The sequence below is a fragment of the Xanthomonas cassavae CFBP 4642 genome (genome assembly GCF_000454545.1).
GTDB classification, from domain to species: domain Bacteria; phylum Pseudomonadota; class Gammaproteobacteria; order Xanthomonadales; family Xanthomonadaceae; genus Xanthomonas; species Xanthomonas cassavae.
Genome location: NZ_CM002139.1, coordinates 3,677,102 through 3,701,346 on the forward strand (window position 1 = coordinate 3,677,102; position 24,245 = coordinate 3,701,346).

Annotated in this window: 10 protein-coding genes and 4 pseudogenes; 7 read left to right on the forward strand and 7 right to left on the reverse strand. The window is 63.7% G+C overall.

The window, feature by feature from the left end:
• Window positions 1–32: 32 nt before the first annotated feature.
• Both XCSCFBP4642_RS0116230 and XCSCFBP4642_RS27325 read left to right on the forward strand, forming a co-directional pair.
• Window positions 33–1,244, forward strand: a complete 1,212-nt coding sequence (locus tag XCSCFBP4642_RS0116230) for an EAL domain-containing protein (RefSeq protein ID WP_029220487.1) — start codon at window positions 33–35, stop codon at window positions 1,242–1,244.
• Between the two features lie 69 nt (window positions 1,245–1,313).
• Window positions 1,314–1,639, forward strand: a pseudogene (locus XCSCFBP4642_RS27325) (substrate-binding domain-containing protein); the annotation flags it as partial.
• Window positions 1,640–1,960: 321 nt separating this feature from the next.
• Here XCSCFBP4642_RS27325 and XCSCFBP4642_RS0116240 read toward each other — a convergent pair.
• Window positions 1,961–3,475, reverse strand: a pseudogene (locus tag XCSCFBP4642_RS0116240) (glycoside hydrolase family 6 protein); the annotation flags it as partial.
• Window positions 3,476–3,560: 85 nt separating this feature from the next.
• Between XCSCFBP4642_RS0116240 and XCSCFBP4642_RS0116245 the strand changes: the two are divergent.
• Complete coding sequence (locus XCSCFBP4642_RS0116245; RefSeq protein ID WP_006448937.1) at window positions 3,561–4,523, forward strand: IS1595 family transposase; 963 nt, start codon at window positions 3,561–3,563, stop codon at window positions 4,521–4,523.
• Between the two features lie 20 nt (window positions 4,524–4,543).
• Here the strand turns inward: XCSCFBP4642_RS0116245 and XCSCFBP4642_RS30090 are convergent.
• The 3 genes and pseudogenes from XCSCFBP4642_RS30090 to XCSCFBP4642_RS0116260 form a co-directional block, all read right to left on the reverse strand.
• Window positions 4,544–4,889, reverse strand: a pseudogene (locus tag XCSCFBP4642_RS30090) (glycoside hydrolase family 6 protein); the annotation flags it as partial.
• 531 nt (window positions 4,890–5,420) lie between these two features.
• Window positions 5,421–8,357: a TonB-dependent receptor gene (locus XCSCFBP4642_RS0116255; protein WP_029220717.1), complete on the reverse strand. Its 2,937-nt coding sequence runs from the start codon at window positions 8,355–8,357 to the stop codon at window positions 5,421–5,423.
• Between the two features lie 142 nt (window positions 8,358–8,499).
• On the reverse strand, window positions 8,500–11,967 hold the full coding sequence (locus XCSCFBP4642_RS0116260; protein WP_029220718.1) for a glycoside hydrolase family 2: 3,468 nt from the start codon (window positions 11,965–11,967) through the stop codon (window positions 8,500–8,502).
• 217 nt (window positions 11,968–12,184) lie between these two features.
• On the opposite strand from XCSCFBP4642_RS0116260, the gene XCSCFBP4642_RS0116265 reads away from it, so the two are divergent.
• Together XCSCFBP4642_RS0116265 and XCSCFBP4642_RS0116270 are read left to right on the forward strand one after the other, a co-directional pair.
• Window positions 12,185–14,149, forward strand: coding sequence for a glycoside hydrolase family 97 protein (locus XCSCFBP4642_RS0116265; RefSeq protein WP_029220719.1), 1,965 nt, complete (start codon window positions 12,185–12,187; stop codon window positions 14,147–14,149).
• Between the two features lie 905 nt (window positions 14,150–15,054).
• Complete coding sequence (locus XCSCFBP4642_RS0116270) at window positions 15,055–16,434, forward strand: neprosin family prolyl endopeptidase (RefSeq protein ID WP_228325796.1); 1,380 nt, start codon at window positions 15,055–15,057, stop codon at window positions 16,432–16,434.
• A 596-nt stretch (window positions 16,435–17,030) separates the two neighbouring features.
• Here XCSCFBP4642_RS0116270 and XCSCFBP4642_RS0116275 read toward each other — a convergent pair.
• The 3 genes from XCSCFBP4642_RS0116275 to XCSCFBP4642_RS0116285 all read right to left on the reverse strand — a co-directional run bounded on the left by XCSCFBP4642_RS0116275 (window position 17,031) and on the right by XCSCFBP4642_RS0116285 (window position 22,423).
• A complete protein-coding gene (locus XCSCFBP4642_RS0116275; protein ID WP_029220721.1) occupies window positions 17,031–18,542 on the reverse strand; it encodes a carboxylesterase/lipase family protein in 1,512 nt (503 codons plus the stop codon).
• Window positions 18,542–19,453 carry a TrmH family RNA methyltransferase gene (locus XCSCFBP4642_RS0116280; protein ID WP_029220722.1) on the reverse strand — a complete coding sequence of 304 codons (912 nt, stop codon included), beginning with the start codon at window positions 19,451–19,453 and terminating at the stop codon, window positions 18,542–18,544. Before XCSCFBP4642_RS0116280 ends, XCSCFBP4642_RS0116275 begins: the two co-directional genes overlap by 1 nt.
• 294 nt (window positions 19,454–19,747) lie before the next feature.
• Window positions 19,748–22,423, reverse strand: a complete 2,676-nt coding sequence (locus tag XCSCFBP4642_RS0116285) for a M1 family metallopeptidase (protein WP_029220723.1) — start codon at window positions 22,421–22,423, stop codon at window positions 19,748–19,750.
• A gap of 65 nt (window positions 22,424–22,488) precedes the next feature.
• On the opposite strand from XCSCFBP4642_RS0116285, the pseudogene XCSCFBP4642_RS0116290 reads away from it, so the two are divergent.
• Window positions 22,489–23,388 (forward strand): annotated as a pseudogene (locus XCSCFBP4642_RS0116290) (hypothetical protein); the annotation flags it as partial.
• Between the two features lie 94 nt (window positions 23,389–23,482).
• Window positions 23,483–24,136 carry an imm11 family protein gene (locus XCSCFBP4642_RS0116295; protein ID WP_029220725.1) on the forward strand — a complete coding sequence of 218 codons (654 nt, stop codon included), beginning with the start codon at window positions 23,483–23,485 and terminating at the stop codon, window positions 24,134–24,136.
• Window positions 24,137–24,245: the final 109 nt, after the last annotated feature.

The window sequence follows — 24,245 nt, forward strand, 5'->3', positions numbered from 1 at the left end:
TACTAAACCAATGCCGCCGGGAGTAGTATAAATTGCTTCGATTCGACCATATCCTCATTGCATCCAGCAGCGAACAGCAGACCCGCCACATCAGGGAAACGCTACACAACCTTGGCATATGCTCAGTCGTCGTGGCCAACTCGGGATCGAGCCTGAAGACGGCACTTGGCTATAAACGATACGATCTTTTAATTATATCAACCCAGTTTCTTGACGTAGCGCCAACACAGCTCTTGGACATGATCGCAGAGACCAACTTTGTAGGGAACATCCTCTTTGTCGGCATCTTAGAGCAAAAGATAAAAGACTCGATTCGCAAATACTGCAATGAACGAACCAGGCGCTGCATCAGGATTGAATTCTCTTATGATCCAGTCCAGGCCTTCGAAATAGCCGATCTGATGCTACAGACGAGTCACCACTCTTCTGAAGTTAAAAACAGCAACTTTCCGGCACTCAACGAACTGAGCGACCTTCTCGCGCATCGTGCTGGCGACATAGCCATCAAATGCCAGCCATATCGTTTCGCAGATTCGGGCTTACTTGCTGGCGCCGAGATGAAGGTGCAATGGCCACACCTATTACTTAGCGACATTGATCGTAAAGATAAATATTTCTTTAAAATTCTGGAAGATCACGATCTCGAAGCTAAACTAACCAATATCATGCTTAATTCAGCTGCCGGCATCATGCGAGAGATCGACGGCTACGGTGCATTCCAACTGATAATTAACATTTCCGGCAGACACATCACGTCGCTCGAATGGGCTGACAGCCTCATAAAACGCATTCAGCAAGATGGCATTTCCTGCAGGCAGATCGCATTCAAGATCGACCTTTCAGATCATGACGAACAAAGGACCATGGAAGCTGCGGTGGCGCATTTGCGCGCAAATGGCATCGACTGCATCGTCGATAAACTCTGCACACCACATGAGTTATTGAACCTTGCAAAATCCGCGCCGTTCAGCGCCATGACGATTGGCTCATTGATTACCAAGCGTGCACGCGAACTCAAGACGACACACGTCATGCTCGATAACCTGATCTCTCTTGCCCACACCCTGGGCCTGCAAGTCATCGCCCAAGGAATCGACACTCAGGAAGACCTAATACGCATGCGTAGTATGCAGTGCGATTATCTGCAGGGCTCATCTGTAGGCGAGACTCTAAAGCCCGCAGAAATGGTGGCACTTGCCAGAAGTCAGTACCTCCGCCTCTTCCGTCAACGCCAAGTTGCATAGCCTCAGCCGCCTGGCCATGATCCTCCGTCGCCAGGCGTGGGACTTGCGACAGATCACTATCGCTTCGGCCTGCTCGCCCGCCCGCAACCGCCGACCGCGATCTTCTGCAGCAACGACGATATGGCCGCCTACACGGCCGTTGCGCACAGATTGGGATTACGCGTGCCCGAGGACGTCTCGGTGGCCGGGTTCGACGATACGCGGTGGCCACCACCATCTGGCCCGAACTCACCACCGTGCATCAACCGGTGGCCGCAATGGGGCGGGCGGCTGTGTCGTTGCTTGCAGACGCCATTCGACAACGGCGCAAGGGCGATGCCGCCGCCGGCGTGCATCAGGTGATGAAGTACACCGTGGTCAAGCGCGGCTCGACGGCGGGGCCGTCTGCTGGGTAAGGGCGATTCCGGGGCCTGGTGCCGCCGGCGAAGATCGACCTTAGGTCGTGCAATGCGTACGCCAGTTCAGCGCGCTGCTTGTCGACAGGCAAGCGCGTGTGGTATCGCGTTGAGATCCCGCTGCAGGGATGAGCGCTGCGCAGGCAGAACACGCCGTCAAAGAACCAAGTGCTGGTACTCGCACGCTTGCATCGCATCCATGGCGGCCAGGTGGCCGCCATGGAATGGCGCATCAACGACACGGTAACGACCAGGCCGACACGCAGCCAGCCCAGCCGCCACCGCCGCAGGGCACCACCGTACTGGTACCCTGCGAGCTCATCACTTGCCTGGCCGCGCGCGCACGACCGCCGATGGTGCGCTCGTTCCTGCCACGCCGTTTGCGCTCACCACGTAGTCGTAGCTGGACCCATTGGTGACCGACTGATCGAGGTAGGACGCAGAGGCCACATTGGCGTCGACGGTCACGAAGGTTCCCGTGCTGCCGGCACGCCGCTGCACGGTGTAGCTAGTCGCCCCTGCCACCGGCGACCAGCTGAGGCGGACCCGGGCATCGCCGCCCATCGCGGTGAGGCCACGGGTGGCATCCGGTGCCACGCGTGGCGTCGTCGACGCGACGGCTGCGGCACTGGCCGTGGCAATCGCCGGGTACGCATTGTTCACCAGCTCGACGAACTGGTTGTGGAACCAGGCGCCGGAAATAGGCGCGCCCGGGAACGCTCCGCTCAACACGCCGTCGGCCGTAGTGTAGGTGGGATCGCACATCCGGTCGAAGCCCTTGCCCTCATTGTTCGGAATGAGGGAGCTGGACCCGTCGGATTCGCCCGGCGGCTTGACCCAGGCATAGGCATCCAGATGCGGGCCCGGCGCCGCGGTCGGCAATTCGCCGATCCCCGCACCCTTTTGATTGCACCAGTTGCCGCGATGGAAGCGGCGGTCGATACGACCAGAGTTCACATAGGTATTGATATCGCTGCCGGACGCACCGATCGGGCGATTGGGTCCACCCCAGCCATTGCGGCCCGTATCGACAATAAACCCGATCGTGCTCGGCCAGCCTGCACTGACAAAGCCGTTATACAGCACCTGGGTAAAGTCGGTTTCGTCGAAATACGGATTCCATTCGTAGTATTTCGACGACTTGATCGGCTGCCCGTTGATGCTCAGCTCGGGATTGGGAAGATTCGGCTCGTTCAACGGCGTGGTATTGGCGGTATTGGTGACAAACCCGTCCACGCTCGCCAACCCGGAATTGGTTCCCTGCACGACCCGGGTATACAGCGAAATCGATGGGCCGCGATTGCTGTCCCAACCCAACCACCCGGAGTGACCGATATCCAGATAATTGTAGGTATTGGGGATGGCATGCAGCTTATTGAGGGCGTACTTGATGCCCTCTTCGTAAATGCCGGTGGAACTGGCCAGGGCGCAGCGCATGTCATTCAAATTGGTGACCAGGTTCGGCAGGCTGTCCGGCTCGATCACGTTGACGATGCGAATATCCTTGTACTTTGGATCGGCGAAGATCCCGGCAATCACATCGATATATTCTTTCTTGTAGCGCTCCAGCGCTGCCGGCGTCAGCGGCAGCTCGCCGTTGGACGCCAACGCATGGCAATCGCGGCCCGGCAGATCGTAGATGACGAAACTGGCGGTAATCGGCGTATTGGCCTTTTTCTGCGCCAATGCGGCATCCAGGTGGCCGCGCAGCCCCAGCCGCCCGGCGTTCTGCGAGCCGCCACTGATCGCGGCGATACGATCCAGCCATACCGCGGTGGGATAGGTCTTGACCACGCCCATTTTGGCCTTCAGCGGCACGCCTTTCACCTTCCTGATTAGCCCTGACCATCAGCCGCCTGTCGCAGGATCTGCGCCGCGCTGGGTGGATGCTGCTGTCACCTGAAGCCAACGAGGTGGCGTGATGAGTATCAATGCCGTGCAGTTCCAAGCGGGATTGTCGATGCCTGAGTTCTTCGCGTCCTACGGCACCGAAGCCAAGTGCTATCGCGCGCTTTACAAGTGGCGCTGGCCGCAAGGCTTTCGTTGCCCTGTTTGTGCCGGACGCGTGCGCTCGCGTTTCAAGCGGGGTGCTGCGATCTACTACCAATGCAGCGCGTGCCGGCATCAGACCAGCCTGATTGCAGGCACGATGTTCGAAGGCACCAAGCTGCCGCTGCGCACCTGGATGCTGGCGTTGCACCTGCTGACCTCGACCAAAACCAACATGGCCGCGCTGGAGTTGATGCGGCATCTGGGCGTCAACTACAAGACGGCCTGGCGGATGAAACACAAGATCATGCAGGTTATGGCCGAGCGCGAATCCATGCGGAAACTGGCGGGTTTCGTGCAGATCGACGATGCCTATCTCGGCGGCGAGCGTAACGGTGGCAAGGCCGGACGCGGATCGGAGAACAAACAAGCGTTCCTGATTGCGGTGCAGACCGATGCCACCTTCACCGCGCCGCGCTTTGTGGTGATCGAGCCGGTGCGCAGCTTCGACAACACCTCGCTGCAGGACTGGATTGCCCGTCGCTTGGCGCCCGAATGCGAGGTCTACACCGATGGGCTGGCCTGCTTCCGCCGGCTAGAAGACGCCGGCCACGCGCACACCACGCTGGACACTGGCGGTGGTCGTGCCGCGACCGAAACGGCCGGTGCACGTTGGCTCAACGTGGTGCTGGGCAATCTCAAACGCGCCATCAGTGGCGTGTATCACGCCATCGCGCAAGGCAAATACGCAAGGCGTTACCTGGGAGAAGCGGCCTATCGTTTTAATCGTCGATTCCGCTTGCGCGAGATGCTGCCACGACTTGCCACGGCCATGATGCAATCCACACCATGCCCAGAGCCGGTTTTACGTGCAGCGAGCAATTTTCATGGCTGAGAGTCGGGGCTAATCAGGTTCACCTTTGCAATCGATGCATCGACCTTCTTGGCGTAATCCGGATTCACATAGCCGGTGGCGCCCACGAAGGGATTATCGACATGGACCTGCGCGCAGACCGTCGCGACGAACAGCGGATTCACTACCAACAGCGATAGCGCCATCGTGCGCTTGAAGTGACGACGGATGCCTTTGCTGGATTTCATGAGATTCACCTTGATGATTGGATGGTGTTTATCGACACGCATTGCAGCACTGCCTTTTTTGGCCTGCGGTTGTCCTTTTTTCAGAGCGCCCATCAGAGATGTCTGGAGCCACTCGATGACGCTCCGTCAGCGTCCCGCCGAAGAGTCGTTGCGCTGCAATAATTCAGCGACGCCCAGACAGACACCAGGCCGTTGGCCTGCCTGCATTCCGGGACGATTCGCCTAAGACCTCAGATTCCTTGGAGGCCAACACGGTCGCGTCGAGATAATCGTTGCGACGGTTGCCTCTGCGATGTTCGGAGTATCTCCAGGGAGCGAATGAGCGAGCAGCATGGGATGCTGTGCCTGCGAACGGGGTGGTGTGTTCGCCATGCGGAAACTACGCCGCATATCAGCCATAAGCAATCGTCAAATATTGCGGTTGGGCACAGATCCGGCCACTGTCCATGGCGACATTTCAACTGCAGGCATTAGGACACAATTGAATGTGCCATTACGCACAAAAAACGGCCGCATCGCTTCCCGACGATGCGGCCGAATGGGAGGGTGCCCGACGTAACGTCGGACGTACTGCAGCGCCAGAAAAGACCGGCGACGGGAAGAACGCGCAATGACCGCTTGGAGAGGGACGACAGAAGACCATGTGCAACACGGCGCGGGAGTGCGCCGTGTCGCATATCGGCACATCGGATCAGAAGCGCAAGCGCAGACCAGCGTAGTAACGACGCTCGAAGATGTTCTGGTCGTAGTAATGGTTGGTCCACTGCGCGTAACGGCGCTCGCTTTCGCCGGTGAGGTTGGTGGCCTGCGCGTACAGCGTCAGATGGTCATTGACGTCATAGCTCAAGGAGGCATCCAGATAGCCGACATCGTCGTTCCAGATCGCCAACTCATCGCCCCAGGCACCGCTGTTGACCTGGCTGAAACGCTTGCTGCGCCAGTTGTAAGCCACACGTGCTTGCAACTTGTCCTTCTGGTACCACAGCACCGCATTGGCCTGGTGCTTGGAGTTGTCGCCGATCGGAAGCGTATTGCCTTCGATATCGGTGTTGTCGGTATCGGCGTCGGAGAAGGTGTAGTTGATGTTGGTACCGAAGCCGCTCAACCAGCCGGGCAGGAAGTCGAACGCCTGCTGATAGCCGATTTCAAAGCCCTTGATATTGCCGCCACCGCCGTTGACGATGCGTTCCACCGGGCCACCCAGACGCGCCACGCCATCGGCATCGGGCAACAACTCGATATTGGTCACCGTGGTGGGGAACGACTTCACATCGATCAGGAACGCGCCCACGCTGATCAGCGACGCATCGGAAAAATACCATTCCCACGAGGCATTGTAGTTGGTGGCGCGGTACGGATCCAGGTCCGGATTGCCTGAGCGTCCGTTGAGGAACAGCACCGCATCCGGCGGCAATGCGGGGTTGCGCGGTGGCGTGCCGTTGACCGCATAGAAGCTCACCAGGCCGCGGCCGAGATCAGGCAGATCCTGACGGGCCACCGCCTTGTTGTAGGCAAAGCGCAGCTTCTGCGCGTCGGTCAGGTCCAGCGACAGATTGGCGGTGGGCAGCACGTCGGTGTACTGACGGTTCAGGCGATTGGTGCCGATGGCCGGGCTCACGCCGTTCCATTCGACATTGCCGATAAACACATTGCCGCTGCTCAGATACTGATCGATGGCCAGCTTGGTCTGCACGATGCGTGCACCGATATTGGCTGTCCACGGCAGCGCGCTGCCGGTACCGCCTTCCAGGTTCGCCAGGAAGTACGCCGCGGTGCTCTTCTCGGTGACCTTGTACGAGTCTGCCGCCTGCTGGTAGGCCACGTTGCCCGGGTACAGGCTATTGAGATAAGCCACCGGGTCTTTCATGACCTGCGGGTTGATCGCCGGCAAGCCCTGGCTGCCCAGGCCGGTGACCTTGAGCGGATCGAAGTCGTTGAAGTAGGCCCAGTAACCGGGAATCGAATTGAACGGCAGCAGCCGCGCCTCGGAGACGCCGCTGCAGGTATCCACGATCAGCGGGTCCTTGAAGTAGTACAGCGAACGGTTCGGGTCGGCGCAGGTCGTCGATACCGGCGACAGGTAGCGATAGGTATCGAGCTTGACCTCGCGCTCGCCATAACGGATACCGAACTGGAAGCCGCGCACCACGCCTTCATCGAACTCGAAGGTGCCGTCGGCGCGGAACGCGTCCATCGTCGCTTTGATCGTGTTGCCCTGCGCCCAGGTGGACATCAGCTGCCAGTTGTCCGGGTTGGACACGTCGGTGCCCAGATTCACTGCCGGGTAGCTCCCGCGAAAATCCACCGAGGCATCCACGGTCGGCAGGCCATTGGCGTTTGCCCATTGGGTCACCCCATTGGCACGCGTGATCTGGTCGCCGCGGGTCACCACCGCATCGGCACGCGCCTCGTCGTAGGTGCGCTGCGCATCGCCGTGCACCCAGCGGAACGACGCACGGAACGGGCCGCCGTCATCGAAGCGCAATTCCAGATTGGTGTTGAGCGAATCCGAATCGGCGACACCGGCCATCGAATGCGCCTGGAAGCGGTTGTAGCGGAACTGGCCGTATTCGAGCACGCCGTTGGAGTCGACCACAGATCCCGGCTGCAACTGATTGGTTGCCCAACCGGTATGCAGCTGCGCGGCCACCGAGGTGTCGTGATCTTCGAGCTTGGTATAGGCCGCGTCGGCCAGCACTGTCCAGGAGTCGTTGATGTTGAACTGGAACGAGCCGTTGATGCCGGTGCGCTGGCGGTCGGTACTGCGGTTATCCAGTTCGGTGGCAACCCAGTTGTAGAAGTAATCGCGCGGCAGGTTGGATGGATCGGTATTGCTGCCGATGCGGCCGTCGCCGTTGAAATCGAAGCCCACATTCTGCTCGGTGGATTTCTGCGCACCGTTGGAATACACGCTGGGGTGCTTGTTTTCCAGGGTGGCATCGGAATACGACACCGCCAGCAACGCGCCCCACCGTTCGGTGCGGAAGCTGGCCAGGCCAGAGTACAGCTCGTTGAGTTCCTGCACACGATCGCCGTAGGAACCTTCGGCCTGGCCACTGAAGGTCCAGCCTTCGGGTAGGTCGAACGGGCGGCGGGTCTTCAGCGAAACCGTACCGCTGATGCCGCCATCCAGGTCGGCGGCGGTAGGCGACTTGATCACGTCCACGCCGCTGAATAGCGTCGGCGGGATGTCGACGAAATCCGGTTGCGCGCGGCCGATGTTCGGTTGGCCGTACTGGTCGCCGCCACCGGCGCTCAGATACAACTCGCCATTCATCGTGGTCTGCACCTGCGGCATTCCGCGGATGTTGAGCTGCGAGCCCTCGCCGGCCGAACGCCGGATCTGCACGCCCGGCACGCGCTGTAGCGAATCGGTGATGGTGACATCGGGCAGCTTGCCGATGTCTTCGGCTGAGATCGAATCGATGATCTGCGCGGCGGTGCGCTTGTTTTCGATGGCCTCGGCCTGCGCGCCGCGCACGCCCTTGACCATGACCTTGTCCAGCTCGGTGACGCCGGCGGTGTTGCCTGCGTCCTGCGCGGCGGCCTGTGCGGCCACCAGGGTGAGTGCTGCCGCGAGCGCGGCGACCAGTGGCGTATGACGGGTACTGCGATGCAGCTTGTTCATGGTCCCCTCCCAGGGATGGCGACACTCCACGACCGTTTCGAATGGCAATGCCGGGGGGCACTGCGGTGTTGGCTGACGCGCGACATCGCGCGTCACTGCAGAACGCCATGCACTGGCATGGCGTGGCAACTTGCTGGCGCGGTTACGGGGACCCGCTGACCGCGCCGCTCGATGGTTCGACATTCCAGCCGCGTACTTGCAACGTGGCATTACGCAAGGTGTCCGCCGATGGGCCGCGGATCTGGATCTCGCGTTGTTCGCCTGGCACCAGGCTCAGATAGTTGTCGCTGTAATACGCCGGCAGGATGCGTTGGCCTTGCGCATCCACCAGGGTCAACTTGGCGTTGAGTGCGACCTGCTGCGATGGATTGCGCACGGTGGCGTGCAACACCGGTTCGGCACCCTCCTGCAGCCGCGTGGCAAGTTGCACCGGCACCGCGGCCAGCGCATTGAGGCCGCGCATGGCAGAGGCATCTCCGGCCACCCAGTAGAAATTGCGCGAGCGCACCATCGCATCGCGGTCGAGCAATTGCAGCCGCACGAATCCCAGGCCGTTGGTGTCCTTGAGCAACGGCGCCAGCTGCAGCACCGGCGCCGAGACCGCAACAGGCGCCGCGTCCACGGCCTGCTCGCGTTGCTGCAGCAGGGCACCATTGCTGCCATAGACCTCTGCGCGCACGCGCAGCCCACGCACCGGCGTGCTGGCGTTGTTGACCACCACTACCTCGTGGTCCGGCAGGTTCATCTGCACATGCAGGGTCTCTGCCGCGTTGCGCACCCCGTAATACGCCGCATGGGTGTCGTAATCGTGGCTGTAGATCTGCCACATGTTGCTGGGCCATGCCGGATGGCTCATCCACAACAGCCGCCCACTGTTCTTGGTCCACAGCTGTGCATTGAAGCCTTCGAAGATGGCGCGGTGGGTGTCGTAGTTGAGCAGCTGCGCCTTGCGCTCGAAATCGTCCAGGCTGGCCGGCGCACCAAGCTTGTCGGTGAGCGAGCGCATGAAGCTGGCGGTGTCACCATTTCCGGACTGGTGCCAGTCGTGATACGCCCAGGCGTCGCTGATGGGCCACTGGTCCTGCGCTGCCGGAACCGAGGCCTTGAACGATTCCAGGGTGGAGAACGATGGCGTACCCACCTCCACTGAAAAGCCTTGTGCCAGGGCATTGAAATAGGCCACCGGCTCACGGTAGTTGTACGGCCCGCTCCCCTGCAGGTTGACCTGATTGGAGCTACCGGTATACCAGCGCGTGCCATCGAGCTCGGCAACCAGCTTGTCCAGGCCTTCGTTGAGGATGGGTGCGGGAACGCCTTCGTTGCGCCCGAACAACAGCACGATGGAGGGATGATTGCGGAAGCGTTTGATCACTTCGGCGGCGTTGTCCAGGAACAGCGCCGCATCGGCGGGCTCCATGTTGTAGTTCTGGGTGGATTGCCAGAAGTCGTTGAAGACCAGCATGCCGTATTCGTCGGCCAGCTCGAAGAAACTGGCTTCGGTATTCTGTCCCACCCAGTTGCGCACCACGTTGAAATGCGCGTCGCGTTGCAGGCGGAAATACGGCTCCAGCCGTTCGCGCGAGACGCGCTTGCGCCAATCGTCCATGCCCCAGTTGCCACCCTTGACGGCAATGCGTACGCCATTGATGCGGATCGCCAGGTAAGGCGCCAGCGCGTCATCGCTCAGTGGCGTCACCGCCGGCGAGGCCTGCGCACCCGGGTAGAACGACTGCGCATCGCCGCCGGGCACCGGACGAATTGCGCTGTGACGCGCATCGACGATGCGTTCGCCACGCTGCCGGGCCTTGTTGAAATCCACCAGCACGCGGCGCAGCGCACCGTCCTGGTCGAACAACGACAGTTCGTAGCTGACTTCACGAATGCCAAAGCGCAGCTGCTGCGTGTCCGAGCGGGTGCCGGCCACATCCACGCCCATCTGCAAGGTATAGAGCGCCGGTTCGCCATAGCCATTGGGCCACCACAGACGGGGATTGGCGATGACCAGTTCCGGCGTATCGGCCGCGGTGAGCGTGAGCGTGGTCCCACCGGCCGGTACCTTGACCTGGCGCTGGATGCGCACATCGCCCATGCTCAGCTGCACGGTGCCCTGCACTGCCGTGGCGCTGTCGTTGCGCAGCGGCACATTGATTTCAAGCTCGGCACGCCGGTGATCCGGGGCCAGCCGGGTTGTGACGACCTGGGTGTCTCCAAGCGCCACCGGCCCGATAGCGTGCAGCTGCACGTCCTGCCACAAGCCGGCGTTGCGATCGCGTACCGCCGGAATCCAGTCCCAGCCTTCGCTGGCGATGAAGGTTGGCCCATCCAGCGCCTGCACGCCGCCGTTCTCGCCCACGCCTGCGGTCATCGACTGCTCGTGCGCAATGCCCGGATGCGGCGGCGGGGAAACGCGTACCGCAATCACATTGCGGCCGGCCTTGAGCTGCTTGCTGACATCGAAGCGCCCACGTGCGAAGGCACCGCGCGTGCGCCCCACCTGCGTGCCATTGACCCAGACCTCACCGGCATAGTTGATGCCGTTGAACAGCAGTTCCAGCCGCTTGCCCCGCGCTGCCGCGGGCAGCTCGAAACTGCTGCGATACCACCAATCCTGCCGGCTCAGCGATTCGGGAATGGCCATGTTGTTGAGGCCGATATCCGGATCCGGATACACGCCGCGATCGACCAGCGTGGTGAGCACCGTGCCCGGCACGGTGGCCACGCGCCAGGCAGCGCCGCCGGTGTCGTCACCGCGCGACAGGCTGGCGCCGGTGGCCTGCCCCAGGTCCGGGGCGGCAGCCAGTTGCCACGCACCCACCTGCCACGCCGCTGCATCCAGCGGCTGCAACGCGGGCGTCTGTGGGACCGGCTTGGCCACTGGTGCAGAAAAGGCCGCCGCACTGCGTGGCAGCGTGGCCGGCGCCTGCGGTGCAATCTGGCCGGCCATCTGCTTGACCTGCACCTGCCAGGCCGGCGAGGCGTCTTCGAAACGCTGCAAGGCCGCGTCAGGGGCCCTGGACGCAAGCTGCGCGACGGCTGCAGCATCCAGTGCGCCGGCCTGCACGACGAAACCGGCAATCTCGCCACCGAAGTGCTGCGTATATGCAGCAGGTTGTTCGCGTGGGCCGAACATCAGAACCGGCGCGACCGCACGCTGGCGTAGCGCGCCGCTGGCCACCCGACGGCCATTGGCGTACAGCGTCAACCGCCCGCCCTGCGCCACCGCCGCGACCTGTGTCCAGGTACCGGCACGCAGTGCCTGCGTGCTGCGCAGCACGGTGTCGGCATCCTGCACGAAGCCGAGCCTGCCGTTGTCGATGGTGAAATAGCGGCCTGCAGCTTGCGGCTCACCGATACCAGCGATCAATGCCGGGCCGGCAGTCGCACGCGAGGGACGCACCCAGCCCGACACGCTCCAGTCTGCGTCGGCGGCCAACGACGGTGCATCGGCGGCAAGTTTCTTCGCCAACCCCATTCCGCCCGCCAACACGCGGACATCGTACGGGCCGGGCGAAGGCACATCGGCGGGCGCAGCCTCCACTGCAGCCCAGACCATGCAACCGCACAACACCCACAGCGCTCCACGGCGGAACGCCTTGCGAACCATCAGCATTAGAGGCCTCTCCCAAGCTCTACTGCCAAGCAACGGAGCACACCACCAACATGCAATCGCCAATCGTCCAATAGACGCATTGCGCGTTGCGTTCGGTCGTGCCGCCCGTGGCTGCCGCCCCTGTTTCAGCGGCCATGGTGCGAGGTAACGTTAACCCAAGGCGATATCGACGACAACCGTTCTGCGTTAGGGTTGTCGCTCCCAGGAGGAGGGAACCATGCGAAACCTGATCCAGTCCGTACTACCCGTGGCATGCGCCTTGCTGTGTTTTGCCGCTGCACCCGCATCGGCGCAGCCCCTGAGCGTGCAATCGCCCGATGCGCGCACCCAGGTGGAATTCACTCTGGCCGAGGGCGGCGTGCCGAGCTACCGCGTGCTGTACCGCAACACGATCGTGCTAGACGACGCGCCACTTGGACTGGATCTTGGCAAGGCCGGCAAGCTCGGTCGCGGCATGACCTTGCAAGGCAGTACGACCGATACGCACGACAGCCGATTTGCATTGCCGGTAGGCAAGACCCGGCAGGCGCGCGACCATTACCGCGCATTGCGCGTGCAGCTCTCCGACCCGCAACAGCGACGCCTGGACGTCGAACTGCGCGCCTACGACGATGGCGTGGCGCTGCGTTACGTATTGCCGGATGCAGGCGATGTGCGCATTCGCGATGAGCTTACCAGCTTCGCCTTTCCGCATGATTACGCATGCTGGACATTGAACCTTGGCCGTTTCGGCACCAGCCACGAGGGCGAGTACGACGCCATCGCGGCGTCGAAGTTGCGCCCGCACAATCTGCTCGAGTTGCCGCTGGTCTGCCAGACCGATGCCAAGGGCACCACACTGGCGATCGGCGAGGCGAACCTGCGCGATTACGCCGGCCTGTACCTCGCCGGACGCGCCGACGGCGGGCTGGGTGTGTCGGCAAAACTGTCGCCGCGCCTGGACGACCCCAAGCTGGCGGTCAGCATCGATGCGAAGGGCCGCGATTTCGCCACGCCCTGGCGCGTGATCATGTTGGGCGATACCCCGGCGAGCCTGATCGAATCCAGCCTGATTTCCGCATTGAATCCGCCGCCGGCGTTCGATGCGCGCTGGGTGCGGCCAGGCAAATCGGCCTGGGACTGGTGGTCGGGCAGTCTGGCCAGCGGGGTGGAGCATCCGGGCATGAACAGCGCCACCATTCAGCGTTACATCGACCATGCGCAGCAGTTGAAGCTGCAGTACATGCTGATCGACGACGGCTGGTACCACGGCAGCACCGGCGATGGCCAATACAACGCCGATGCGGATATCCGCCGCCCGGTGGCGCAGCTGGACCTGCCGGGCCTGGTGGCGTACGCGCGCGAACGCAACGTCGGCCTGTGGCTCTGGGCACACTGGCGCGCGCTCGATGCGCACATGGATCAAGCACTGGCGTGGTACCAGCAGCTCGGCATCAAGGGCATCAAGGTCGACTTCATGGACCGCGACGACCAGCAGATGGTGGACTTCTACCATCGCCTGTTGGGCAAGGCGGCCGAGCACAAACTGCTGGTGGACCTGCATGGCGCCTATCACCCGACCGGGCTGACCCGCACCTATCCCAATTATCTGACCCAGGAAGGCGTCCTGGGCGCCGAGTACAACAAGTGGACCACCCGCATCACCGCCACCCACAATCTCACGCTGCCGTTCACGCGCATGCTGCTCGGGCCGATGGATTACACGCCGGGCGGTTTCCGCAACGTGCGCCCGGCCGAATTCAAGATGCAGCACATCGCCCCGCAGGTAATGACCACGCGTGCGCAACAGCTGGCGATGTATGTGGTGTACGAAAGCCCGTTTGCGGTGGTGTCCGACAGCCCGGAGCAGTATGAGAACGTGCCGGCGGCGCAGTTCCTGCGCGATGTGCCTGCAAGTTGGGACCAGACGCGTGCGCTGGACGGCGCGATCGGCGAGCACATCGTGCTGGCGCGACGTAGCGGCAACGACTGGTATCTGGGTGCGATGACCAACGAACAGGCGCGTACCCTGGAAGTCCCGTTGGCGTTCCTCGGCAAGGGCCGCTGGACCGCCACAATCTACGCGGATGGGCAAGCGCCCACCGAGGTACGCATCGACACGCGCAAGCTCAAAGGCGCTGACACCTTGCAGCTGACGCTGGCCGCAAACGGCGGTGCAGCGGTGCGATTGCAGAAGAACTGAATGTTGGGGTGCGCAGCGGCCGGATTCAGCCGCTTCGCACCCTTTGTTCTTTGAACGACTGGCCTGGCATCGCAAAGGCAATCGTTCGCCCATGCGCAAGTCGTCTCGAATCACATGCGAAACCAAAAAACCGGCTGCACAGGCCGAGATGTTCTCCAACGAACGGAAATGGGTCACCAAGAATTGCCATGCGCGCCCAGACTCCTACAGGCGGCACAACGCCGAGCGCCACGAGGGATTCGTGCATAGAAGCCAAGCGCAAGTCAGTTTTTCCACCAGCGCCCACAGGCATTGTCCAGCCAACGCAGGTGTAAGCCTCTATCGCGTGCGCTTGACTCGATGCGTTCGCATTGATCGGTGCGCAGCGATCAATGCGCCTTGTGATCTCAGACGCTGGGAGGTGGCCATCGCCGCGGTGGCGAGTAGCAACGCCGCCGCTGATACCCCACTCGCATCCGCACCCCACCGCCTGCAGCAACATGACCGGATCGACGATCACCTCGTTGCGCAACCTCCACGCGTGACTACGCGCACTGTTGCGCAACGGCCTCCATGCCACGCCCTGCACACCATCAGGTACGTCACAGCATCCGCGTAGCCGGTTGCGCATGGCGTGTGTCTGCTGTCACGCAATGGCAGTTCTCCTGAATATGTCAGAGAGAGAAACCTTAGGATGCGCACGCCCTCACCGTGGACGCGCGCGTTCGAACACTGTTGCAAGCGCCGCTACGACCTGATGGCGCGGCGGGCACGGTTCGCCGCGTGCCCGCCGCCTCGTTCCGGCCCCCAGGACATTCTGCATGCCCACTCGTTTCCATCGATCGCTGCCGCTGCGCGGCCCCCTCGCTGCGTTCGTCGTTTGCGTGGCGGCTTCCGCTCATGCAACCACCCTGCTGCCAGCGTCCGTGTCGCCAGCCAGCGACCAGCGCATCGACCAACTCATGCCACCGCTGCGGCAGACACCGGCCACGCCGCGCATCGCCAAGGCGCAGGCGGCGCGCGCGCGCCTCGCCGGCGAGGCATCACTTGCGTCTCCACAGGTGACAGCTGAATTCCAGCAGTTCCTGCAGATGCAGACGCACGCCAGCTATGCCAACCGCGATGCGGCGGCGAAGGTTGCCGACCCCACAGCATTCGCTCAGATGCAGCGCTATCTGTTCAATCGCTACAACGGTTTGACCGTGCTGGGCAGCGTGCGGCAAGGCAGCACCGTGTTCGACTGCATCCCGCGCGCGCAGCAGCCTGCATTGCGCGATGGAAGCACGCCTGCCCTGCCACCGGCCATTGCGCCTGGCCTGCGCACCAGTGCCGCACTGGATGCGGCGCAACGTTGCGATGTCGGCAGTGTGCCGCTGCAACGCATTGGCCTGACCGAACTGACCCGCCACCCAACCCTCCAGGCCTATCTGCGTGGCACCACACCGCGCGTCCCGGAACCGACGACCGCACGCCGCATGACCGCCGCGCAGGACGCTGCCTCGGTGGTGCATTACTACTCCACCATCTCTCTGGACACCGCCGGCTCGCCAGTGACCGGCGCCGGCGCCGATCTCAATACCTGGGTGCCAGCGGTACGCGCCAACGATGCGCAATCGATCAGCCAGATCTGGCTGGGCGGCTACACGCCGCAGGGTCGGATCCAGACCCTGGAAGCCGGATGGCAGACCCAGCCCGGTGCAGGCTGGGGCACTACGCCCATCCTGTTCATCTACTCCACACAGGACGGCTACCTCACCACCGGCTGCCATAACCTAGATTGCGCCGACTTCGTGCAGACCAGCAGCGCGAATGTGCTCGGCGCCGCGCCGGCAGGCGGCTTCAGCACCGCCGGCGGCAAGCAGGCGCTGCTGCATGTGGAATTCCAGCGCAATGCCGAGGGCTATTGGTGGTTCGGCTTGAACGGCGAATGGATCGGGTACTACAAGGCCGAGCTCTATGCGGGCGACATCGCCGAAGGAAGTGCCGACATCTTCATTTCCGCCGGTGGCGAAATCTCTACCTGGGACGGTCGCCCCAGCGCACCGATGGGCAGTGGGAAGTTCGCCTCGGCCGGCTATCGGCAGGCGGCGTTCCAGGCCAATCATTTCTACCGCGACGCAAACATGACCACCCGTCCCGCGCAACGCCTGTCATCGATGAATGTGGAGCAGCCCGCCTGCTACACCCTGGCGATTGCCGGCTACACCTATCCGTATGCCTTGGGTGCAGGCGTCTCACGCATCAGCCTGTCGCCCGAAATGAGCAACGGCGGCATCTACTTCGGCGGCCCCGGCTGCGCGCGCTGAGCCACACGATGTGCCTGCGCGCACTGCTGCAGTGCGCGTGGCGCCCTACGATGACCGCAGTGGCGCGGGCATCGTGCCGGCGTATCCCAGGCCACCGATACGCCGGCGCAGCGGAACTGGATGTTGGTAGCCGTGCAGCATCCACGGTGCATCGCGGCTACCGCCATGCCATCAGGGCGTATGTCGATGCATAAGCAACCAGTCACTCCCCGGACCTTGCGTGGCTGGAGGTCTGGAAGCATCCGAAGCGTTAGCGCCCCTCTCCCGCCGGGGCGAACAGGCAGGGGTGTGCGCCATCGGCGTGCGTGCCGTGGAGAGCCCGCGCTGCAAGCGCGGGTTGGGGACGGGAAGTGGGAGTTGGCGGCAAAGCAGTCCTAACGTCACTTCTGGAGGCGCGTGGCGACGCGTTTATCACTGCTTGCACTGACAGACGCTTGAGGCGCACCCTCATCCGCCCCGTCGGGGCACCTTCTCCCCATCAAGGAGGACAATGTCCCGAAGGGAGAAGGGAGTGTCATCAATTTCTTTTGTGCAGTGACGGCCACGCAAATTGCTCTACCAGACGCCCCCCCCTCGCCTCGGCGAGGAGGTGTTTCTTAGGGCAAATCCACGCCTGCGCACACGGCCGGGCGGGCATCCTTGATCTGCTGCGCACCCCGCGCATCGAACTGCAGTGCGGCATGTTTCGGTGCAAAGGCGGGCCACGCGGGCAAGCCTTTGGCATTGGGATTACCACGCTGCACGAATGCCGCCCAATACCGTTGCAGGCTCACCGGTGGCGTGCCAATGGGCAGGTTCTTGAACAGGAACGGCAGCTCGGCGCTATGGGTCACCTGCCCCCCTGGCGCGGCGGTGTCGAACACGTAATGCCATACCGGCACACCGAGCGCGGCCTGGTGCTGGGCGACCGTCACCGCCGGGCAACGGAAGGTGAGGTCGGTGGACAGCTGCATGGCGGCATTGCCCTGCCGCGCCGCACGCTGTTCGGCGTGCGCGCGTTGCGCCTGCAGCACAGCATCGGCACGATCGGGATAGTCGCGGCGCAAGCGCGCCTGCGCTCCCTGCTCGCCGCCATAGGTGAGCTCCTGCACCACGTAACCGATCAACAACGGCACCTTGGCTTGCGCGCCGCTTGCCAACAACTCGGCCGGCGCGCGCGGCAGCACGCGTCCATCGACCACCGCCTGTAGCCAGATATAGCCATCATCGTCCAGCGCCGGCACATCCACGCCCTGTCCGGCCTTGAGCAGCTGGTCTGCCGGCAGCGCACGCAACTGCGCCAGGCGCGTGGCCGGATCGTCGATGCCGGCGCGCTTGGCGATGCTCACACCCACTGCGCGATTGTCCTCCAGGCTGCGCGCCGGCAAGCCGAATCCGGCGGTGCCGCTCTGTTCGATCGCGGCCGAGAACAGCCCGCGCGCCAACGGGCTGAGCATCAGCAGGCCCACGTCCTGGCCACCGGCCGATTGCCCGGCAATGGTGACCCGCGCAGGGTCGCCGCCAAACTGCGCAATGTTGTCGCGCACCCAGCGCAAGGCCGCAATCTGATCGAGCAGTGCGTAATTGCCGGCCGCCTCGTTCTCGCCATCGCGCAGCTCCGGCAGCGACAGAAAACCCAGCGCGCCCAGCCGGTATTGCAGCGTCACCACCAGCATGTTCTGCGCAACCAGGTTGGTGGGCAGATGCCCGTCCGCACCACCGGCCACATTGGCGCCGCCATGGATCCACACGAACACCGGCAACGGCGTGGCCGGATGCAGCTGCGGGGTCTGCACCTCCACATACAGGCAGTCTTCGCTGCCGCGGCCGGCCATGGCGTTGTTCCAGCCCAGCGCAGGCTGCACGCACGGCGTGGCTGCCTGGGTGGCGTCACGCAACTGCGTCCATGCGGCGGCCGGTTGCGGTGGTCGCCAGCGCAGCGCGCCGAGCGGCGGTGCGGCAAACGGAATCTTGCGGAACACTGCGCTGCCATCGTCCTGCCACTGCCCGCGCACCGCACCGTGATCGGTGCGCACTTCCGGCAGCGCGGCGGGCATGGGCGCCGTGGCAGCGGCAGCGCTGCCGGTGACAACGCAGGTAGCAGCAAATAGCCAGGCAGACACACGCATTACAGATCTCCGGTGATCACACGGGCACGCCAGGCGGCCTGGAAGACAGCGGTGGCCGAGGCCACGTTGAGACTTTCGACCTTGCCGCTGCCGCCGATGGACAACTGCAGATCGCAGTCGCGCGCGAACCGGCGGTCCATGCCTTCGCTTTCCGCCCCCATCACGTACACCAGGCGTTGCGGCAGGCTGGCGGCGAACACGTCCTGGCCGCCATCAACGAGCGTGGCCGCCACCGCAAACCCGGCGTGCCGCAACTGTGCCAGCGCCTGCGCGGTCTCTGGCAATTGCACCAGCGGCACCGCTTCGGCTCCGCCTTCGGCCACGCGGGCCGCCGCGCCGGACAACCCCAGCGTGGAGCCGGCCGGCAGCAGCAGGCCGGCCACACCGAAGTGCGCCGAGGAGCGCAGGATCGCGCCGAAGTTGTGCGGATTGCCCACGCCGTCCAGCCACAGCGCCAGCACCGGGCCTGGCGGCAGCGCGGCCAGCCATTCCTGCAGCGGCTGCGGCGGCACGCGCAGCACGTCGGCCACCACGCCTTCGTGGTGCGCACTGGCGGCGAGCTTGCTCAGGTCGGCCTCTTCCACCACGCGGTAACCGATGCGCTGGGCCACGCACCAGGCCAGCAAGGCCTTGAACTGCGGGATGCGCGCTTGGGTCAGGTAGAGCTTGCGCAGCGCCTGGGGACGCGCATTGAACACGGCCTGGACCGCATTGATGCCGTACAGGCGCAGCTCGCGTGCATTGCCGCCCGGCGGCTGCGCTGCCAACGGGCCGGCATCGGGCGACCGTTGCGCGGACGGGTTAGGTGCGGGTGCGCGCGGCGCGGCGCGGCCCCAGGGAGTGTGCGGGCCGCCTGATGGCTTGCCGCCATCGCGTGGCGGCCGTCGGCCGCGTCCATCGTGCTGTGTCATTGGTGTATCCAGAAGTTCGCATGTATTGCCGTGTCGCCCGAGCCGGTTGGCCGTTCGGGCTCACGGCGTTCACCGCCCCGCAGCGCCAGCGGGGCCATCGCTGCAGTCGCAGTGGCGACGATGGTAAGCCAGTGCGCTGCCGCGCGCGTGTTGCCGCCGCCGTGCCGCGACATGCAGGTGGAAGCGAACGCCACCCGCATACGGCAGCAGATCCGCTCGCCGCCGATCTCGATGCTGGCGACAGAGGGTCAGCGTCGTCCATCGAATACTGCTGGCCTGTTGCACAGAAAAACCTCAGCGTTTGGCAGTCTGTGCCCGTTGAAGCGCGGCGCACAGGCGGATGCTCTCGCCGGTCTGGGCCAGGCCGCGATCGGCACCGCTGAGGCTGGCCAGACGCGGCTTGAAGAACGCCTCCAGGCGGTCGGCCTCTTCGCTGCTGCAGCCACCACTCGCGCCCAGTGCCGGCAAGCCGCCACCATCGAACGAACCGCTGCGCTGCACGATGCGATCGAAGTTGGCGGTGAACCACGGCCACATCGACGCATGCGATGCCTGCTCGGCATGGCCGCGGCGCAGCAGGCTCGTCATCTCGCCGACCTTGATCGCATCGGTGAGCGCGAAGTCCCGCACCTGCTTGAGCAGTGCCGGATCCTGCACCGTGCCCAGCCCGTCGATCATCGCGTTGCGCTGCGCCGGGTCGGCATGCGTGCGCAATGCCGCAATCAAGGCATCCACCGCGGCTGCACCACGCTCCTGCACGGTCACCGCCAGTGCGTTGCCGAGCAGGTCCGGGTTGGCCGCCGAAAAGCCCAGCGCGCCGTTGCCGCCGGCCAGCACGGCATCGCCCTGGGCGAGCAAGGCCTTGCGCACTTCGGGATTGTGCAGGCGCAAGCCGAACAGGCTGGCCAGGGAGCTCCGCAGCGCGACGTCGTCAACCGACTCGCCGCTGCGCCGCGTGTAACCCAACTGACGCAGGCGCGGCAGGTAGGCCTGCTCGGCAACCTTGCGCAATGCGCCGCGTTGCGCGTCGGTGCTGGCCTGGTGCTGCCAGATCCACACGAAGCGGTCCACCAGCGCGGTGGACACATCGGCCGACGTCGACGGCGCCAGCTGCTTGATCGCTGCCAGCACCGCATCGCTGTCGGCATCGCCATGCCGGTAGGCCGCATCGATCGCATCGGCATAGGCGAGCTTCTCGCTGTCGTCGAGCTGGTCGATCTGCTTGCCCAGTGCGTCCAGCTGCTTCTTCGGCAGGCTGAACCGGTAGTAGCCGGCACCACGCGCGTTCGGGAACACCCAGGTGTTCTTGCCGGCACCTTCCAGCACCATGCTGCCGCTGGCGCTGTCCAGCAGCTGGCAGGCAGTACCGACCTGGTTCTTGCCCTTGCCGTATTTCACGCACACCGGCACGCCCCACTGCTGCGCGGTTGATCCGGTCGAGCCCAGCGGCAGATACCGCTGCTGCTGCAGGTTGACCACGGTCTTGCCACCGGCGCGGGCCACCTGGGTCTGCAGGTACGGCACGCCGGGCTGGTCTAGGAAACTGCGGAAGGCTGCCTTGAACGCATCGTCCTTGCCGGCTGCTTCGGCGATCGCATCGACCAGGTCATCGGCAGTGGCATTGGCGAACCTGTGCTTGGCGATATAGGCGCGCATGCCCTGGCGGAACACCTCTTCGCCGACGAAGGCCTCGAACATGCCCAGCACCGCCGCACCCTTCTGGTAGGTAATGCCGTCGAAAGCGGTTTCGATGTCGCCATTGCCGGTGATCGGCTGGCGGATCTTGCGCGCGCTGATCAGGCTGTCGTTGTCCATCGCATACTGTGCGCCGTCGATACGATCCAGGTTGGCGTGATATTCCGGATGCAGCTGCATGGTGATCTTCTGCTGCATCCAGGTGGCGAAGGCCTCGTTGAGCCACAGGTCGTCCCACCACGCCATGGTCACGGTGTCGCCGGTCCATTGGTGCGCCAGCTCATGCGCGTTGGTGTTGAAGGAGCGCTGCACGTTCACCGCTGGCGAGTCCTTGTCCAGCAACAGCAGCCAGTCGCGGAAGGTGACAAAGCCCGGGTTCTCCATCGCACCGGCGCTGAAATCCGGAGCGGCCACCAGATCGAGTTTATCGAACGGATAGCCGAATGCGTAGTAATCCTCCAGCGCGGCGATGATCGCCGGCGTCTGGTCGAGTGCGGGGGTGATGCGCGGCCCCTGCCCCTTGGCGGCGATGCCGCGCAACGGCGTGGCCGCGGGCCGCTGTGGCGTGCCCGGCATTGCGGGCACATCCACCACATCCCACGGACCGGCCGCGTACGCCACCAGATAGGTCGGCAACGGCACGGTGGGCGCGAAGGTCACCGTCTTCCATCCCTTGCCGGCCGGCCTGGTCGAGGTGGCAATGGTATTGGCCAGCGCCTGGTCGTCCTTGGGCACGGTCAGGCTGATGTCGAACGGCGTCTTGAATGCCGGCTCATCAAACCCGGGAAACGCGTAGCGCGCACTGATCGGTTCCATCTGCGTCATCGCATAGGCATTGCCCTGGTACTTCACCTGATACAGGCCCTGCAGCTGCTGATTGAGCGGTGCGCTGTAGGCGATGTCCAAGGTGATGGTCTGTGGCTTGAGCGTGCGACCGAACTCCAGACGCGCCACACCAGCCTGCGCATCGGCCTGCACATAACGCGCGGTCAGCGCCTTGCCCTTGCCGGGCTTGACCGTGGCCTTGCTGACCTTCAGCTCCTTGCCGTGCAACCACACGTGGTCGGAAGCCTGCTTGAGCTGCACGCGAATGGTGGTGCGGCCACTGAACTGCGCCTGGTCCGGGTCGATCTTCAGCGCCAGGCTGTAGCGCTCGGGCACCGCCCAGGTCGGCAGACGGCCATTGGGCACCGGCTCGCCGGAGGATTGCGCCAGTGCCGTGCCGCAGCAAAACGCAAGAAGGGAAGGAGCAAGCAGGCAGGCAAGACGGCGCATCGGCATTTCCGGTCAGGGTAACCGCCGGAGTCCACCACAGCCGGCGGTGACTGTCATGTGATCTTCGTCATTGCAGGGGATGGGCAGGCACAGCTGTGAATTCGCCAAGGCGCCAGCGCAGCTTCGCGTCCGTCGCAATACCGCTCTGGCAACGCGGCTTTGTCATTGCCAAGTTGCTGGCCGGCGACCGATCTGCGGGCCAAGCGCGACGCACTGCCGGCCAACGCGCCACGCAGCTTCTTGGCCAGGACAACCCGCTCGCCGCGCAATCGGAGCTGGCGCACTTCGCCGGCCGCAACCTCGGCGGCTGGGCCGGTGGTGCCGCCGCTGCCTACGCATTAGGCAGCTCCGGCGCCGGGCCGATGGTGCTGATCGCGGCCGATGCGTATTTCTTGAGTGTCGCTGGCGAAAAGGCCGCCGCGTTGCTCGACAACCGCGCCATCTATATCCAGACAGATATCGCCAACAGTCCCGGCGCGATCGCTGCGCGCTATGAGCTGGCGCACCACCGCAACGGCTGGGCGGCCGATGGCCTGCCGATGTCGCCGGCCGTGCAACAGGCGCTGCCGGACCCGGATGCCTTGACGGCCTCGGACGGCCAGCGCTACTGCCGCAACATGGATGGGCAGTGGACCAGCCACGGCGCCCCACCCGATGGCAACCGCGTGCTGGAGCTGGAGACCATGCGCGCACTGCTGCAACCGGCATTGGCCGCGCAGGCGCAGGCGATCGCCGCCATCAGGCAATCGCCGCCGTCAGCGCAGGACATCCAACGCGAGCAGACGCAGTACCGCTACCGCATCGTCGGCACCGAACTGCAGCCGCAATGGCGCGACGCGATCGAACTGGCGACCCGGCGCACCCGCGAAGCTGCCGGGCTCTCCGGCGATGGCGCGCTGCAGCTACAGCGCGGGCCAGGCGGTACGTTCGACACCGATAGCCCGATCGTGCATCTGCACCGCGGTGTCAGAACATACAAATCGCGTATGCTGGCAGCGCCCGCTTGCTGAAAGCGGAAGGCGCATTTCGGCTATGTGCAGGATTGATCAGAGAACACCCATGAACCAGTCAAATCAAGCGCAAGCGATACATCCGAATGCACCCAGGAAAGGCGAATTCTATATCCTCATGTCCGACATGCGTGGCGGGGGACGCGGGCATGGCGTGGAGTTCGAGAACGAAGATGCAGTGCCGTTCCCCATTGCATATAGCCGGCCAGGCGAGGACGCGGGGCTGGCCGCATTGAAGGAAACCCCGCGCCTGCGCTACGACAGCCGCATTGGCGATATGCCCGATGACCTTGATAGTGGATTCAAAGATTACTGGCTGGTCTCAGAGCCGCTGAAGCAGGTCCTTGAAGCTGCGGACCCGGAGGGCTTTGCCTTCGCGCTATGCGACTTCCGATTGGAAGACGGTACGCCTGGGGCGCCGCACTATCTTTGCGAGGTGGTGCGGATTATCGATGCCATCGACGAAGATGCATCCACAGTCAAGATGTTGACCGGGTATCCAAATGGCAAGTACTACAGCCTTGTGGGGGGCGCCAGGTTGGCATTCAGGAAAGACGTGGTCGGGGCCGCACATGTCTTCAGGACGCCTTATACATCAGACGCCTTTTGCGATCGCTTCTTGCGCGACACCTTGATTGCGCAAGGATTTGGTAAATCGCCAAGAACGCGCGGGGTCTGGCTGATAGACACGTTTGATTGCTGAGCGGTGAATCTTCGGTCGTTTAATGGAGTGAAAGCAGATGCCCTCCGGTAACGTCATCCTTGAAAGTCACCATGTCATTGAGAAAAGTGCTTTTCGGAAGCATCCCCTG

What these genes read in the sequence shown, in the direction of transcription:
- XCSCFBP4642_RS0116245 (WP_006448937.1), top strand. Translation starts at nt 3,561, where the DNA reads ATGAGTATCAATGCCGTGCAGTTCCAAGCGGGATTGTCGATGCCTGAG.
- XCSCFBP4642_RS0116255 (WP_029220717.1), bottom strand. Translation starts at nt 8,357, where the DNA reads ATGAACAAGCTGCATCGCAGTACCCGTCATACGCCACTGGTCGCCGCG.
- XCSCFBP4642_RS0116260 (WP_029220718.1), bottom strand. Translation starts at nt 11,967, where the DNA reads ATGCTGATGGTTCGCAAGGCGTTCCGCCGTGGAGCGCTGTGGGTGTTG.
- XCSCFBP4642_RS0116265 (WP_029220719.1), top strand. Translation starts at nt 12,185, where the DNA reads ATGCGAAACCTGATCCAGTCCGTACTACCCGTGGCATGCGCCTTGCTG.
- XCSCFBP4642_RS0116275 (WP_029220721.1), bottom strand. Translation starts at nt 18,542, where the DNA reads ATGCGTGTGTCTGCCTGGCTATTTGCTGCTACCTGCGTTGTCACCGGC.
- XCSCFBP4642_RS0116280 (WP_029220722.1), bottom strand. Translation starts at nt 19,453, where the DNA reads ATGACACAGCACGATGGACGCGGCCGACGGCCGCCACGCGATGGCGGC.
- XCSCFBP4642_RS0116285 (WP_029220723.1), bottom strand. Translation starts at nt 22,423, where the DNA reads ATGCGCCGTCTTGCCTGCCTGCTTGCTCCTTCCCTTCTTGCGTTTTGC.
- XCSCFBP4642_RS0116295 (WP_029220725.1), top strand. Translation starts at nt 23,483, where the DNA reads ATGAACCAGTCAAATCAAGCGCAAGCGATACATCCGAATGCACCCAGG.